Here is a 15,223-nt window from a genome sequence, read left to right as displayed (position 1 = left end):
CGGGGAGGATCACTGCCATGACCGCAATCGAGCCGGAGCGCACCGTGGCCGTCGTGGGCACGGGCACCATGGGCCAGGGCATCGCCCAGGTCGCCCTGGCCGCGGGCCATCCCGTACGGCTGTACGACGCCCTGCCGGGCCGCGCCGAGGCCGCCGCGCGGGCCGTCGCCGCCCGCCTGGACCGCCTCGTCGCCAAGGGCAGGCTGGAGGCGGGGGCCCGGGACGCGGCCGTCGCCCGGCTGCGCCCCGCCGCGGAGCTCGACGGACTCGCCGGCTCCGCGCTCGTCGTCGAGGCCGTCGTCGAACAACTGGACGTCAAGCAAAAGCTGTTCGGCGATCTGGAGGCGATCGTCGACGACGACTGTCTGCTCGCCACCAACACGTCGTCCCTCTCCGTGACGGCCGTCGCCGGACCGCTGCGCCGCCCCGGCCGCCTCGTCGGCCTGCACTTCTTCAACCCCGCGCCGCTGCTGCCGCTGGTCGAGGTCGTCCGGGGGCACGCCACCGAACCGGCCGCCGCCGACCGCGCGTACGCCACCGCCGCCGCCTGGGGGAAGACGCCCGTGCGCTGCGCGGACACCCCCGGCTTCATCGTCAACCGGGTGGCCCGGCCGTTCTACGCCGAGGCATTCCGGCTGCTGGAGGAGCGGGCAGCGGACCCCGCCACCATCGACGCCGTACTGCGCGGGAGCGGCGGGTTCGCCATGGGGCCGTTCGAGCTGACCGACCTCATCGGGCAGGACGTGAACGAAGCCGTCACCCGTTCGGTGTACGAGGCGTTCTTCCATCACCCGAAGTTCACGCCGTCCCTCGCCCAGCGGCGCCTGGTGGAGGCGGGGCTGCTGGGGCGCAAGAGCGGGCACGGCTGGTACGACCACGCGGAAGGCGCCGAACGGCCGGATCCGCACACCGCCGCTCCCGAGAAGGCGCCCGGGGCCGTCACTCTCCACGGCGAGCCGCCCCCCGCCGCGGCCGTTCTGCCGGAGCTGATCGAGGCGGCGGGCATCGCCCTGACACGGGAGGAGGCCCCTGGCGGGGGCGGCGGGTACTTCACGCTGCCCGGCGGGGCCCGGCTGGCCCTGACGGACGGCCGTTCCACCGTCTCCGGGGCCGGGGCGCCCGCCGTCCGCTTCGACCTCGCCCTCGACTACCGGTCCTGCGACCGCGTGGCCCTCGCCGGCTCCGCCTCCGCCTCCCCGGCCGACGTCCGGGCCGCCACCGGCCTGTTCCAGGCGCTCGGCAAGGAGGTCAGCGTCGTGGACGACGTGCCCGGCCTGATCGTCGCGCGGACGGTCGCCCTGCTCGTCGACCTCGCCGAGGACGCCGCCGGCCGCGGCGTCGCCACCCCGGAGGACATCGACACCGCCATGCGGCTCGGCGTGAACTACCCGCGCGGGCCCCTGGAGTGGGGCCGGGAGCTGGGCGCGGAGTGGGTCGGCCGCTTCCTGCGCAACATGGAGTCCGAGTACCCGGGCGGCCGCTACGCCCCGTCCCAGCCGCTCCGCCGCCGTGCGGCCGTCAAGGAGAGCCTGCTTCAATCATGACCATGGCCAAGCGTGACACCTACACGCCAGAATCGCTGCTCGCGGTCGCCGTCGCGGTGTTCAACGAGCGTGGCTACGACGGCACCTCCATGGAGCACCTGTCGCGGGCCGCGGGGATCTCCAAGTCCTCGATCTACCACCATGTGAGGAGCAAGGAGGAGCTGCTGCGGCGGGCCATAAGCCGTGCGCTCGACGGGCTCTTCGCCGTGCTGGACGAGCCCGGAGCCACCGCGGGCCCGGCGGTCGACCGGCTGGAATACGTCACCCGGCGCACCGTCGAGGTGCTGATCTCCGAACTGCCCTACGTGACGCTCCTGCTGCGTGTCCGCGGCAACACGGACACCGAGCGGTGGGCCATGGAACGCCGCCGCGAGTTCGACCACCGGGTCGCGGCCCTGCTCAAGCAGGCCGCGGCCGACGGCGACCTGCGGGCCGACGTGGACGTCCGGCTGGCCACCCGGCTGCTCTTCGGCATGATCAACTCGGTGGTGGAGTGGTACCGGCCGCAGCGGGGCAACGCCGCGACCAGCGAAGAGGTGGCAGACGCGGTGATCCGTACGGCGTTCGCGGGGCTGCGGGCCCACTGATCCCGGGCGGTCCGGACCGGTTCGGTTCGGTCCGGTCCGGTTCAGGCCGGTTCGGGCCGGGTCGGGCGGCCGCCCCTCACTCGCCCAGGCCCTCCTTGAGATCCTGCTCCTCGAAGACCAGCAGGGTGCGCGTGCTCAGCACCTCGTCGATGGCCTGGATCCGGGTGAGCACGAGCTCGCGCAGGGCCCGGTTGTCCTTGGTGTGGACGAGCAGCAGGACGTCGAAGTCCCCGCTGACCAGGGCGATATGGGCGGCCCCCGGCAGCACCCGGAGCTTTTCGCGGACAGCGCGCCAGGTGTTCTGGACGATCTTCAGCGTGATGTAGGCCGACGCGCCCTGCCCCGCCCGCTCCTGGTCGATGCGGGCCCCGAACCCCCGGATGACCCCGTCGTCGATGAGCCGGTTGATCCGCGCGTAGGCGTTGGCGCGCGAGACGTGCACCCGCTCGGCCACGGAGCGTATCGACGCCCTGCCGTCGGTCTGGAGCATGTACAGGATCGAGCGGTCGATCTCGTCGAGCGGTCGGGTGGGCGTTCTGGGGCCCGAATTGGCCATCTGTTCGTCCGGCATACCGCCATGCCTCCCCTTCATGGACGCGCTGTTCATATCTCAGGCTGTGGAGAACCGTTTGTCCACAGGCGCGGGCCGCCTGTAGCCAAAATGCACCGGCAACCGAACAATCGGTAGGGAGAGCGCAGGGCGCTTTCCGGTCACGCCTGCCCCCCGAGGAGGTGCTCGTCATGACGGTCCTGGAGCAGCCCGGTGCCTACCGGCCGACCCCGCCCCCCGCCTGGCAGCCCCGCACCGACCCCGCGCCACTGCTGCCCGACGCCGAGCCGTACCGGCTGCTGGGCACCCCCGCCGCGGACTCGCTCGACCCGGAGCTGCTCCGGCTGCTCCACGGCCACCTGGTGCGCGGCCGCCGCTACAACACCCAGGCCACCGCGCTGACCCGGCAGGGCCGGCTGGCGGTCTACCCCTCCTCCGCGGGCCAGGAGGCGTGCGAGGTCGCCGCCGCCCTCGCCCTGGAGGACCGCGACTGGCTCTTCCCCAGCTACCGCGACACCCTCGCCGCCGTCGCCCGCGGCCTCGACCCCGTTCAGGCCCTCACCCTGCTGCGCGGCGACTGGCACACGGGCTACGACCCGCACGAGCACCGCGTAGCCCCGCTGGCCACCCCGCTGGCGACCCAACTCCCGCACGCCGTCGGGCTGGCGCACGCCGCCCGGCTCAAGGGGGACGACGTCGTCGCGCTCGCCATGGTCGGCGACGGCGGCACCAGCGAGGGCGACTTCCACGAGGCGCTGAACTTCGCCGCCGTCTGGCGGGCGCCGGTCGTCTTCCTCGTGCAGAACAACGGCTTCGCCATCTCCGTCCCGCTCTCCAAACAGACCGCCGCGCCCTCCCTCGCCCACAAGGCCGTCGGCTACGGCGTGCCCGGCCGCCTGGTCGACGGCAACGACGCGCCCGCCGTGTACCAGGTGCTCACCGAGGCCGTCCGCAGAGCTCGCGCCGGCGGCGGGCCGACGCTCGTCGAGGCGATCACGTACCGCGTCGACGCCCACACCAACGCGGACGACGCCACCCGCTACCGCAGCGACGCCGAGGTCACCGCCTGGCGCTCGCACGACCCGGTCGAGCTGGTGGAACGGGAGCTGACCCGGCGCGGGCTGCTGGACGACGACGGGTTCGCCGCCGTCCGGGAGGCCGCCGAGCGGATGGCCGCCGACCTGCGGGAACAGATGAACCAGGACCCCGCCCTGGATCCGATGGAGCTCTTCGACCACGTCTACGTCCGGCGGACGGCCCAACTCCGCGAGCAGGCCGAGCAGCTGCGCGCCGAGCTCGTGGCGGCCGGTGCGGCCGGCGCGGCCCACGGCGGGGCCCACCACGGGGAAGGAACGGACCGATGACCACCGCGGTCGCCGCGACGGGCCGCAAGCCCGCGACGATGAGCCAGGCCCTCAACCGGGCGCTGCGCGACGCCATGGCCGACGACCCGACGGTGCACGTCCTCGGGGAGGACGTCGGCACCCTGGGCGGCGTCTTCCGGATCACCGACGGGCTGACGAAGGAGTTCGGCGAGGACCGCTGTACGGACACGCCGCTGGCCGAGGCGGGCATCCTGGGCACGGCGGTCGGCATGGCGATGTACGGTCTGCGGCCGGTCGTCGAGATGCAGTTCGACGCGTTCGCCTACCCGGCGCTGGAACAGCTCATCAGCCACGTCTCCCGGATGCGCAACCGCACCCGCGGCGCCCTGCCCATGCCGATCACCGTCCGCATCCCCTACGGGGGCGGCATCGGGGGCGTCGAGCACCACAGCGACTCCTCCGAGGCGCTGTACATGGCCACCCCCGGGCTGCACGTCGTCACCCCGGCCACCGTGGCCGACGCGTACGGGCTGCTGCGCGCGTCCATCGCCTCCGACGACCCGGTCATCTTCCTGGAGCCCAAGCGGCTGTACTGGTCCAAGGCCGACTGGGAGCCGGACCGGCCCGAGGAGGTGCCCGGCATCGGCACCGCCGTCGTCCGCCGGCGCGGCACCTCGGCGACGCTGGTCACCTACGGGCCGTCCCTGCCGGTCTGCCTGGAGGCGGCCGAGGCCGCCACGGCGGAGGGCTGGGACCTGGAGGTCGTCGACCTGCGCTCGCTGGTGCCGCTCGACGAGGAGACCGTCTGCGCGTCCGTCCGCCGCACCGGCCGTGCCGTGGTCGTCCACGAGGCGACCGGCTTCGGCGGCCCCGGCGGGGAGCTCGCCGCCCGGATCACCGAGCGCTGCTTCCACCACCTGGAGGCGCCCGTGCTGCGGGTGACCGGCTTCGACATCCCGTACCCGCCGCCGATGCTGGAGAAGCACCATCTGCCCGGGGTGGACCGGGTGCTGGACGCGGTCGCCCGGCTGCAGTGGGAGTCGGAGTGGACGCCGCAGGGGGCGTCGGGGACGCAGGGGGGTGCGCGCTGATGGCCGTCGTACGGGAATTCGCGCTGCCGGACCTCGGGGAAGGGCTCACCGAGGCGCAGGTGGTCCGCTGGCTCGTCGATGTCGGTGACGTGGTCGCCGTCGACCAGCCGGTCGTGGAGGTCGAGACGGCCAAGGCGATGGTGGAGGTGCCGTGCCCCTACGGGGGCGTCGTCACGGCGCGCTTCGGCGAGGAGGGTACGGAACTTCCCGTAGGGGCCCCGCTGTTGACGGTGGCGGTCGGGGAGCCGGCCCCTGCCGGTGCCCCGGAGGCGGATCAGGGGGACGACGGGGGATCGGGCAACGTCCTCGTCGGCTACGGCACCCAGGCGCCCGCCGCCCGCCGGGCGCGCGTCCGGCGGCCGGACGCCTTCTCGCCGGGCGGGACCACCGGAAAGGCCATGAGCGGGACCACCGGGACGGCCACGGGCGGGACGGTCGGACAGGCCGGCGTCGGGGCGGCCGACGGTGTCGAACGTCCGCGCCCGTCCACGGCCGTCGCCGTGATCTCCCCGCTCGTCCGGCGGCTGGCCAGGGAGCGCGGGGTGGACCTCGCGCGGCTGCGCGGTACCGGGCCCGACGGGCTCATCCTGCGCGCGGACGTCGAACGCGCCACCGCACCGGCGCCCGCGCCGGAGCGCGCGACGGGCGAGCGCGTCCCCCTGCGCGGGCTGCGCGGGACCGTCGCCGAGAAGCTCAGCCGCAGCCGGCGCGAGATCCCGGACGCCACCTGCTGGGTGGACGCCGACGCGACGGAGCTGCTGGCCGCCCGCCGGGCCATGAACGAGGGTCCGGGCCGCACGAAGGTCTCCCTGCTCGCACTCCTGGCCCGCATCTGCACCGCCGCGCTCGCCGAGTACCCCGAGCTCAACGCGACGGTCGACACCGAGGCGCGGGAGATCGTCCGGCTGCCCGCCGTCCACCTGGGATTCGCGGCCCAGACCGGGCGCGGCCTGGTCGTACCCGTCGTCCGGGACGCGCACACGCGCGGCGCGGCCTCCCTCTCGGCGGAGATCGCCCGGCTCACCGAGGCCGCCCGCGAGGGCCGGCTGAGCCCGGCCGAGCTGACCGGCGGCACATTCACCCTCAACAACTACGGGGTCTTCGGGGTGGACGGCTCCACGCCGATCATCAACCACCCCGAGGCGGCGATGCTCGGGGTCGGCCGGATCGTCCCCAAACCCTGGGTCCACCAAGGCGAGTTGGCCGTACGGCATGTCGTACAGCTGTCCTTCACCTTCGACCACCGCGTGTGCGACGGAGGAACGGCCGGCGGATTCCTCCGCTACGTGGCGGACTGCGTCGAGCAGCCGGCCGTACTGCTCAGGACGGTCTGAGGCGGGCCCGCCGGGGCCGGGCGGAACGTAGCCTTCCCGGCGGGCGCATACTTCGGGGGTGACGGACACGGATTTCGACGCGGTCGTACTCGCCGGAGGATCCGCCCGGCGGCTGGGCGGTGCGGACAAACCCGCGCTGCGGGTCGGCGGGCGCTCACTGCTCGACCGCGTGCTCGGCGCGTGCGCCGGCGCCCGCACCACCGTGGTCGTCGGACCGCGCAGGCCCACGGCCCGGCCCGTCACCTGGACATGTGAACAGCCGCCCGGCGGCGGCCCGCTGGCCGCCCTCTCGGCCGGGCTGCGCCACACCTCGGCGGAGGTCGTCCTCGCCCTCTCGGCGGACCTCCCCTTCCTCGACGCCGGGACGGTACGCGCCCTGCTGGACGCCGTCCGAGACGCCGAGGGCGCGGTCCTCACCGACCCCGACGGACGCGACCAGCCGCTCGTCGCCGCGTACCGCGCGGAGCCGGTCCGCCGTGAACTGGCCCTGCTCGCGACCGAACACGGCACCCTTACGGGTCTCCCCGTGCGCCTCCTCGCCCACGGGCTCTCCCTCGAACGCCTCCCCCACCACGAAGCATCGTTCGACTGCGACACCTGGGAGGACATCGGGGCGGCCCGCGCCCGTATCAGGGACGATAGGACGGTGCTGGATGAATGGATCGCCGCGGTCAAGGCCGAACTCGGCATGGAACTCGAGGTCGACAGAACAGCCCTTCTCGATCTGGCCCGTGACGCCGCCCACGGCGTGGCCCGCCCCGCCGCTCCCCTGACCACCTTCCTCGTCGGCTACGCCGCCGCCCAGCGCGGCGGCGGCCCGGAAGCGGTGGCCGAGGCGGCCCGTGAGGCGGCAGCGCTGGCCGCGCGGTGGGCGGCCGAGACGGGCGGGACGGGCCGGACGGGCCGGACGGGCGGCTCATCGCCGGACGCCCCCGCAGAGTCCCCGTCATGAGCGACCGCGACGCGGACGCCGCCGCGCTCGACCGCGCCACGGACGAGGCCCTGGCCATCCTCGCGGCGGACCAGGGCGGGCCCGAGCTGTCGGTGACCCCCGTAGGGGGCGGTTTTCTGCCGTTCGAGGATCCCCTCGGGGATCCGTTCGAGGACGGGGACGGGCGCCCGGGGAGGGGCCCCGAGTCCAGTGCCCGGACGCCCGCGGCGCCACCGGCGGCATCGCCGGGAGTGCCACCGTCGCGGACGGCGGGCCGCGCGGGCTCCGGGCCCGGTGCGTCCGTCAACGGTCCCGCCACTCTCGTCGGGTCCGTCGAGCTCCCGGAGCCGGTCGCCGGAGCGGCAGCCGGAGGTGGCAACACGACCAGTGGGAAAGGGTTCACCGGGATTTGGCGCACGGTCCGGGACGTCGCCGGTCGCAGCACCCCCGCGCCGTCCCCGGATGCGGAGGCGGATCCGGACGAGGCGGCTCCCGCCCGGGGGTTGCGCCGGGGCAGGGGCCGGAACAAGCGTCGGCAGGACGCGTCGCAGGAGAACGCCCCGTCCCGCGAGGCCACCGAGGCCACCGAGGCCGCTGAGGCAGTTGAGGGCATTGAGGGCGGCGGGGCTGCCAAGGTTTCCGGGGCTGCCGAGGCCGCATACCGTCCGGACGACCGTTCCGTGCATCGGCCCGACGTCGGGTACGGAATGTGGAACGGGGCGGCGGCCGACCCCGACCCCTGGGCCCGCGACGACGCGCTGAGCGCCGTGTGGCGGTCCGCCCGCGAGGTGGCCGGTGCCGGGGGCGGAGCCGTCCGGGCCGGAGGGGAGGGTTCTCCCACCGATGCGCGGCCCTCCGCGGGTGAAGTGGTGGCCACGGGCGACAGCGGCCGTTCCGGGACGCGGCGGGGCGGCGCGGCCGAAACCGGCGCACGGGGTGGTGATGACGCACTCACCGATGTGTGGCGGTCGGTCCGTGAGGTGGCCGAGGCCGGTGGGGCGTCCCGGGCCCGGGTGATCCGAACGAAAGCCGGCGGTTCCAAGCCGCCGGCGGCCACCGGGCGGGCCCCCAGGGACATGGCCGCCCCCGCCGGGCCGACCAGGAGCGGCCGGGGCGAGGCGCTGACGGACGCTTGGCGCTCCGCCCGTGACGTAGCGGCCTCCACTGCCGAGTCCCGGAACCGGGACGCCCGCCGCGGTGGCCGACCCCTGCCGACTGGCAGTCACCTGCCGCCCACCGGTAAGCGATCCGGTGATCGTGAACGCGAAGGCGAAGGCGCGGACGAGGCGTTGACGGGTATCTGGCAGTCGATCCGCGACGCGACGGATGATGCGGCAGCGGCCGATGCGGCAGCCGGTGTGACGGCCGGTGTCGTAGCCGACGCGACAACTGACGAGCACGGCGGGGAGCCCACCCCCGAGTCTTCCCCCGCCCGCGCGACACCAGGCGGCGCCCCGGACGCTCCGGGGAACCCCGACACGCCCCCCAGCCCACCCGGAGGCGGAAGCGCGGGCGCGGGCGGCGGCGCCCAGGGCCCGGACTCCGCCGGGCCCGTGCCGGAGGCGCCCCGCCGTCCCATGGCCTGGGCCACGGCGGGCGGCGTCGCGGCAGGGGCGGCCGAACCGCTGCCCGCGCTGGCCCGCCCCCTGGCGGAGGCGATCGGACAGACGCTCGCCGTGCCGCTGACGGCGCTCACGGACCTCCCGTCGTTCGACACCTCGGCCATGGACGGCTGGGCCGTCGCCGGACCCGGCCCCTGGCGGCTGCCGGAGGGACCGGGCGCGGAAGAAGGCATCGTGGCGGGCCGGACGGCCGACGAACCGCTGCGCGACGGGCACGCCGTGCCGATCGCGACGGGCGCCCGCATACCGGCGGGTGCCACGGCCGTGCTGCGTTCCGAGCACGGGAGGGCGACCGCGCAGGGCGAACTGCACGCGACCCGCAGGACCGCCCAGGGCCAGGACATCCGCCCCCGCGGCCAGGAGTGCGGCCGGGACGACGAACTGCTGCCCGCCGGAACGCTGATCACCCCCGCCGTCCTCGGTCTCGCCGCCGCCGCGGGGCACGACGAGCTGTCGGTGTCCGTACGCCCGCGCGTTCAAGTCGTCGTCCTCGGCGACGAGCTCGTCCACGAGGGCCTGCCGTACGACGGACGCATCCGGGACGCGCTCGGCCCGATGCTCGGCCCCTGGCTGCGGGCCCTCGGCGCGGAGGCGATGGCGACGCTGCGCCTGGGCGACGACGCCGAGGCGCTGCACGACGCGCTCGCCGCGTCCGACGCCGACCTGGTGATCACCACCGGCGGCACGGCGTCAGGCCCGCGCGACCACCTCCACCCCACCCTGCGCCGCCTGGGCGCGGAACTGCTCGTCGACGGTGTCGCCGTCCGCCCCGGGCACCCCATGCTGCTCGCCCGCCTCACGCCGGAACGCCACCTCGTCGGCCTCCCCGGCAATCCGCTCGCGGCGGTCGCGGGCCTGATCACGCTCGCCGAGCCCCTGCTGCGCACGCTCTCCGGCTGTACGGCCCCCTCCCTCCGCCGGGCCGTGCTCACCGGACCCGTCCCGAGCCACCCGTCCGACACCCGCCTGGTGCCGGTCGTGCTCCGCGGCGGCGACGGTGCGCGGCCGCTGCGCTTCCACGGTCCGGCGATGCTGCGCGGGCTGGCCTCCGCCGACGCGATCGCGGTGATCCCGCCGGGAGGCAGCACGGCCCGGGGCCGGGTGGCCCTCCTCGACCTGCCGTGGACGGCGACGGGGGGCGGCGTCGGGTAGGCGGACCCGGCCCCGCGCCCCGGCCCCGCGCGCCGGGGCGGTTACCGTGCGGTCGTGACAGGTTCCGCGCTGCCCCTCCTCTTCCTCGACGTCGACGGCCCCCTCATCCCCTTCGGGGCGACGCCCCAACAGCTCCCGAACGGCTACCCCACCTACCGCACCCCCCGGATCGGACGGGACCGGCAGGCAGCAGCGGACGGGAACCCGCTGATCACCCGGATCGACCCCGCCCTCGGGCCGCGACTCGCCGCCCTGCCGTGCACGTTGGTGTGGGCGACGACGTGGATGTCCGACGCGAACGAGTGCGTCGCGCCGTGGCTCGGCCTGCCGGACCTGCCCGTGGTGCCCTGGCCCGAACCGTCGGAGTCGGACGAGGTGGATGCCTACGAGCGGGGCGGGCTCCACTGGAAGACCCGCGTCCTCGTCGCGTGGGCGGACGGGCGTCCGTTCGCGTGGGTGGACGACGAGATCGGCGAGGCCGACCGGGCGTGGGTGGCGGCGCACCATTCGGGACGGGCGCTCCTGCACCGCGTCGATCCCCGACGGGGGCTCGGGGACGGGGACTTCGCCGTGCTCGGAGCGTGGCTGGGGGAGTGCGCGGGATAGGGGGCACCCCGGAGCTCGAACCCCGGGTTCCGAGGCCCGAGTCCCGAGCCTCGGGCTCCGAGCTCCATGTCAGGGGCAGGCGTTTACCCCTGGGGCTTGAGCTCCGGGATCCGAGGGCCGAGACCCGAGCGCTCTATCCAAGGAATGGTGGGTTAGTTAAATCCCACCCACCCACCCGTCGCGTGTGCGCGGCGCACGCCGCGTGGCGCGTGGCGCGTGGCGCGTGGCGCGTGGCGCGCTCAAGCGCGCGTATACCACGGTAAGTTCACTTTCCGTGTTCGGGTTGCGACGACCTGTCGCGGGGCTCTAGCGTGCGGAATGAAAACGACCCCGGTCGGTGCTGGAACACCGGATCCGGGGTCTGACCATCAAGATCGACAACCTAGAAAAGCGACCGCAATGGCTGATGCCTACCCTAGCGCCGCCCTGCGCTCCATGCAGGCGCATCCCATGGCCCGCCCCGGCTACGGCAAGCGCGTGGCGCCCGACCAAGCCCGGCGCCACAAGGACGACTTCACCCACCTCCCGCCCCGTGAGGCGTCGATCGCGACGTTCATCGACCGCCTGCCCGAAGGCGCCGCGATGGACGCCAAGACGCTGGCCGCCCGCCACCCCGGCTACGGCCAGGCCGCCTGCCTCACCGCACTCCGCCACCTCTCGGAAGCGGGTCACCTGCGCCGGGGCAGGGAACACCTCAAGGGTGACGACGGCGGCTCGCGCTGGGTGACGCGAACGTTCTTCTCCCGCACGCCTCGCGACGACGCCTGGTGGGACGCGGTGGAGGCGGCCGGCCTGCTGGGAACCACCACGGCCGCCGGGCAGGCGGGCGCGCCCCAGGAAACCCGTACGGACCCGCAGGAGCCCGAGCCCGACTTCGCACCGGAGCCCGCCCCGGAGTTCGCCCCTGAGCCGGACCCTGACCCGGAGCCAGACCCCGAGCCCGTGCCTGAGCGGGACCCCGAGCCCGTGCCTGAGCGGGACCCCGAGCCCGCGCTTGAGCGGGACCCCGAGCCCTCACCTGAGCCGGGCCCTGAGCCCGCCCCCGACCCCGAGCCCTCACCTGAGCCCGCCCCCGCACCCCGTCCCGCCCCCAGGCCCGGACAGCCCGCGCCCCTTCGCTCCCTCGCCCACCGCGCACTCGTGGCCGTCGGCCGCGCCGACCCCCGCATGACCCTGTCCGCCGCCGACTGCGCCGACCTCGCCCCGCTCGCCGAGCCATGGCTGGAACGCGGCGCCACCGAAGCGGACATCGTGCGGGCCGTGACGTCGGGACCGCCGCCCGAGGTCCACCATGCGGCAGGATTCGCCCGCCGCCGTCTCATCACCAAACTGCCGCCGGAAGAACAGAAACCGGAAAGGCGCCCACTGGTCCTCCTGGAGTGCACCGTCTGCCGCGCGCCCGGCCCCCCGGCCGCGCTCCCCGGCGGACTCTGCAAGACATGCAGGGGAGAGACACCGCGCCCCGACCCGTGCAGGCCCTCGGCGGACACGGTGCACGCCAAGGTCGAGCACCTGCGCGGGCTTCATCGTCGAAGTGAGAGGAATGCCCACACGTGACAGCCATACACGACGTGCAGCCCCCTGCCGGGGCACCATGGAGGCGAGGAGGCGATCACATGACCCCCAGCACCGCCGACCGGCCTCAAATGAGTGTCGAAGAGTTCGAGCAGTTGGCGCGAAATGCTCCCGAGGCAGTCCGCCTGGAGTTCATCAAGGGGAAGGTCGGGGTAAAGCCGGTGCCGAACGGTAACCACGGCGAGATCATCAGGTGGCTTCAGGAGCAGTGCATGCAGCACGTCCCGGAAGCGTGGCTCTACCCGGAGCAAGGCCTGAAGGTCGAGCAGTACCGCAAGGGCAGGGCACGGCCCGATGGATCGCTCGCCCCCAGGAAGTACTTCCTGGGGCAGGACGAGTGGGCAGAGGCCAAGGGCGTACTGATGACCGTGGAGGTCACGTCCAGCGATTCGGACGCCAACTCCCGGGACCGTGTCGACAAACCCGACGGCTACGCCGCCGCGGGAATCCCCGTGTACCTGCTCATCGACCGGGACGATCACACTGTGTACGTCCACTCGGAGCCGGAAGGCGGCAAGTACCGCAATGTCGTCAATCAGCCCTTCGGAGGCAGGGTCGAACTCCCTGCTCCCCTCGGGTTCACCTTGGAGACGGAGGAGCTGAAGGACTTCGCTGACTGAATCGCCCTACTCGCGCGCGCCCTCGCCGGGCGCCTGGCGGATGGTGATGACGCGGTCGGTGAGCTGGAGGGGCGTCGCCTCGGGGTCCGTGAAGTTCAGGAGGCGGTGGCCGCGGACGACGGCGACGACGAGGTCGGCGCACTCGCGGGGGGAGTGGCCCGCCTCCGCGCGGGTGACCGGGCGTTCGACCACGTCCAGGCCGGTGCCGTAGGTGAGCAGGTCCTCAAGGACGGTGCCGACGTAGGGGCTCACCATCGACATGCCGAGCATGCGACCGGCCGAACTGGAGCTGGTGACGACCGTGTTGGCGCCGCTCTGCCGTAGGAGCGGGACGTTCTCGTCCTCGCGGACCGCGACGACGATCGTGGCGTGCTTGTTGAGCTGACGGGCCGTCAGAGTGACGAGCGCGGCGGTGTCGTCGCGCTCGGTGGTGATCACGACCTGGGAGGCGTTCTGGAGCTCGGCGCGGAGGAGGGTGTCCGAGCGGGTTCCGTCGCCGACCACGCCCACGAGGCCGTCGCAGGCGGCGGCGTCCACCGCCTTCTTCTGTGGATCGACGACGACGATCTTTTCCTTGGGGCGGCCCTGGCCGACGAGGGTCTCGATCGTGTGCCTGCCCTTGGTGCCGTAGCCGATGACGACGGTGTGGTCCCGCATCCGTGATCTCCAACGGTGTATGCGGACTTGATGGCGCGTCCGCTCGGTCAGCACTTCCAGCGTCGTGCCGACCAGAATGATCAGGAAGAGCACGCGCAGCGGGGTGACGACGAAGATGTTCGTCAGCCGTGCCGCGTCGCTCACCGGCGTGATGTCGCCGTAGCCGGTGGTGGAGAGGGTGACGGTCGCGTAGTACGCGGCGTCGACGAAGCCGACGGAGTCGTCGGCGTTGTCGTGGTAGCCGTCGCCGTCCAGCCACACCACGAGCGTCGTCACCACCAGCACCAGCAGCGCCATCACCAGCCGCCGCAGGACCTGCTGGAGCGGTGCGGTGACCCGCTGGACCGGCATGACGATCGACCGCCCGGCCTCCGCGTCCTCGGCCTCCGCACGGGTGCGGCGCCAGAGCGACTGGAGGAGCAGCTTGCCGCCCCGGTGGTGGTCGGTCGGGTCGTCGCCGGCGGTCATCCGGTTCCGGGGGGCGGAAGGTGGTGATTTCGGCACCGGTCCATGATCCCTGATGTGACCTCGGGGGGTGACGCAGGCGCGGTCGCCGGGGCGTCGGACGGGCGCTCGGACGGTGGCCGGGGCAGCCCGTAGGAGGGGGCCCGTAGGGGGCCGGGGAGTAGCCTCGCGCCATGTATGCGATCACCGTTCCCACTCCCGGCGGACCCGACGCACTCGTCTGGACCGAGGTACCCGACCCCGTGCCCGGCGACGGAGAGGTGCTGGTCGAGGTCGTCGCGACCGCCGTCAACCGCGCGGACCTGATGCAGCGGCAGGGCCTCTACGACCCGCCGCCCGGCGCCTCCCCGTACCCCGGGCTGGAGTGCTCCGGCCGGATCGCGGCCCTCGGGCCCGGCGTGAGCGGCTGGGCGGTCGGTGACGAGGTCTGCGCCCTGCTGTCCGGCGGGGGGTACGCGGAGAAGGTGGCCGTGCCCGTCGGCCAGGTGCTGCCCGTGCCCGACGGCCTGGACGTCGTCACCGCCGCCGCCCTGCCCGAGGTCACCGCCACGGTCTGGTCGAACGTGTTCATGCTCGCGCACCTGCGGCCCGGCGAGACGCTGCTCGTGCACGGCGGCGGCAGCGGCATCGGCACCATGGCCGTCCAGCTGGCCAAGGCGGTCGGCGCGCGCGTCGCGGTGACGGCGGGGAGCCGGGACAAGCTGGAGCGCTGCCGCGAACTCGGTGCGGACATCCTCATCGACTACCGCGAACAGGACTTCGTCGAGGAGCTCCGCAAGGTGACCGGCGGTGCGGGAGCCGACGTCATCCTCGACATCATGGGCGCCAAGTATCTCGAACGGAACGTGAACGCCCTGGCCGTCAACGGCCGTCTCGCGATCATCGGCCTCCAGGGCGGCCGTAAGGCCGAACTCGACCTCGGCAAGCTGCTCACCAAGCGCGCGGCCGTCATGGGGACCACGCTGCGCGCACGTCCGCTGGCCGAGAAGGCGACGATCACGGCGGCGGTGCGCGAACACGTCTGGCCCCTCGTCTCGGGCGGCCGGGTCCGGCCCGTGGTGGACCGGACGATGCCGCTGCGCGACGCCGCCGAGGCGCACCGGGTCGTGGAGGGCAGCTCCCACGTGGGCAAGGTGCTGCTGACCACAGCCTGATCCGGGAGCT

The 15,223-nt window shown here is 74.0% G+C and carries 13 protein-coding genes; 11 read left to right on the top strand and 2 right to left on the bottom strand.

The window, feature by feature from the left end; translation table 11 throughout:
• The first annotated feature begins 17 nt into the window (after nt 1-17).
• Together HN013_RS08100 and HN013_RS08095 are read left to right on the top strand one after the other, a co-directional pair.
• The gene (locus tag HN013_RS08100) at nt 18-1,544 is read left to right on the top strand and encodes a 3-hydroxyacyl-CoA dehydrogenase (RefSeq protein WP_171164588.1); all 1,527 of its coding nucleotides are present in this window, start codon (nt 18-20) and stop codon (nt 1,542-1,544) included.
• Nucleotides 1,541-2,131 (top strand): TetR/AcrR family transcriptional regulator, encoded by a 591-nt coding sequence (locus HN013_RS08095; protein ID WP_171164586.1) that lies wholly within the window; start codon nt 1,541-1,543, stop codon nt 2,129-2,131. The genes HN013_RS08100 and HN013_RS08095 overlap by 4 nt, the downstream gene beginning before the upstream one ends.
• A gap of 76 nt (nt 2,132-2,207) precedes the next feature.
• On the opposite strand, the gene HN013_RS08090 is transcribed toward HN013_RS08095, so the two are convergent.
• Nucleotides 2,208-2,702 carry an Lrp/AsnC family transcriptional regulator gene (locus HN013_RS08090; protein WP_171164584.1) on the bottom strand — a complete coding sequence of 165 codons (495 nt, stop codon included), beginning with the start codon at nt 2,700-2,702 and terminating at the stop codon, nt 2,208-2,210.
• Between the two features lie 170 nt (nt 2,703-2,872).
• Here HN013_RS08090 and pdhA point away from each other — a divergent pair, with 170 nt between their 5' ends.
• The 8 genes from pdhA (at nt 2,873) to HN013_RS08050 (ending at nt 12,937) form a co-directional block, all read left to right on the top strand.
• Complete coding sequence (gene pdhA / locus HN013_RS08085) at nt 2,873-4,045, top strand: pyruvate dehydrogenase (acetyl-transferring) E1 component subunit alpha (protein WP_171164582.1); 1,173 nt, start codon at nt 2,873-2,875, stop codon at nt 4,043-4,045.
• Nucleotides 4,042-5,097 (top strand): alpha-ketoacid dehydrogenase subunit beta, encoded by a 1,056-nt coding sequence (locus HN013_RS08080; RefSeq protein WP_171164580.1) that lies wholly within the window; start codon nt 4,042-4,044, stop codon nt 5,095-5,097. The genes pdhA and HN013_RS08080 overlap by 4 nt, the downstream gene beginning before the upstream one ends.
• Nucleotides 5,097-6,431 carry a dihydrolipoamide acetyltransferase family protein gene (locus HN013_RS08075; protein ID WP_171164578.1) on the top strand — a complete coding sequence of 445 codons (1,335 nt, stop codon included), beginning with the start codon at nt 5,097-5,099 and terminating at the stop codon, nt 6,429-6,431. Before HN013_RS08080 ends, HN013_RS08075 begins: the two co-directional genes overlap by 1 nt.
• A 58-nt stretch (nt 6,432-6,489) precedes the next feature.
• Complete coding sequence (locus HN013_RS08070; RefSeq protein WP_171164576.1) at nt 6,490-7,383, top strand: NTP transferase domain-containing protein; 894 nt, start codon at nt 6,490-6,492, stop codon at nt 7,381-7,383.
• Between the two features lie 1,337 nt (nt 7,384-8,720).
• Nucleotides 8,721-10,136 (top strand): molybdopterin molybdotransferase MoeA, encoded by a 1,416-nt coding sequence (locus HN013_RS08065; RefSeq protein ID WP_398978925.1) that lies wholly within the window; start codon nt 8,721-8,723, stop codon nt 10,134-10,136.
• A gap of 54 nt (nt 10,137-10,190) precedes the next feature.
• On the top strand, nt 10,191-10,742 hold the full coding sequence (locus tag HN013_RS08060) for an HAD domain-containing protein (RefSeq protein ID WP_171164574.1): 552 nt from the start codon (nt 10,191-10,193) through the stop codon (nt 10,740-10,742).
• Nucleotides 10,743-11,141: 399 nt separating this feature from the next.
• On the top strand, nt 11,142-12,299 hold the full coding sequence (locus HN013_RS08055) for a hypothetical protein (RefSeq protein WP_171164573.1): 1,158 nt from the start codon (nt 11,142-11,144) through the stop codon (nt 12,297-12,299).
• Nucleotides 12,300-12,358: 59 nt separating this feature from the next.
• Nucleotides 12,359-12,937 carry a Uma2 family endonuclease gene (locus HN013_RS08050; RefSeq protein ID WP_171164571.1) on the top strand — a complete coding sequence of 193 codons (579 nt, stop codon included), beginning with the start codon at nt 12,359-12,361 and terminating at the stop codon, nt 12,935-12,937.
• Between the two features lie 6 nt (nt 12,938-12,943).
• On the opposite strand, the gene HN013_RS08045 is transcribed toward HN013_RS08050, so the two are convergent.
• Entirely contained in the window at nt 12,944-14,062 is a 1,119-nt protein-coding gene (locus HN013_RS08045) for a TrkA family potassium uptake protein (RefSeq protein WP_171164569.1), read from the bottom strand.
• 170 nt (nt 14,063-14,232) lie between these two features.
• Between HN013_RS08045 and HN013_RS08040 the strand changes: the two genes are divergently transcribed.
• Nucleotides 14,233-15,213, top strand: coding sequence for an NAD(P)H-quinone oxidoreductase (locus HN013_RS08040; RefSeq protein WP_171164567.1), 981 nt, complete (start codon nt 14,233-14,235; stop codon nt 15,211-15,213).
• Nucleotides 15,214-15,223: the final 10 nt, after the last annotated feature.

Source organism: Streptomyces sp. I05A-00742, assembly GCF_013055795.1.
Lineage (GTDB): Bacteria > Actinomycetota > Actinomycetes > Streptomycetales > Streptomycetaceae > Streptomyces.
This window is presented reverse-complemented; position numbering and strand designations above follow the sequence as displayed.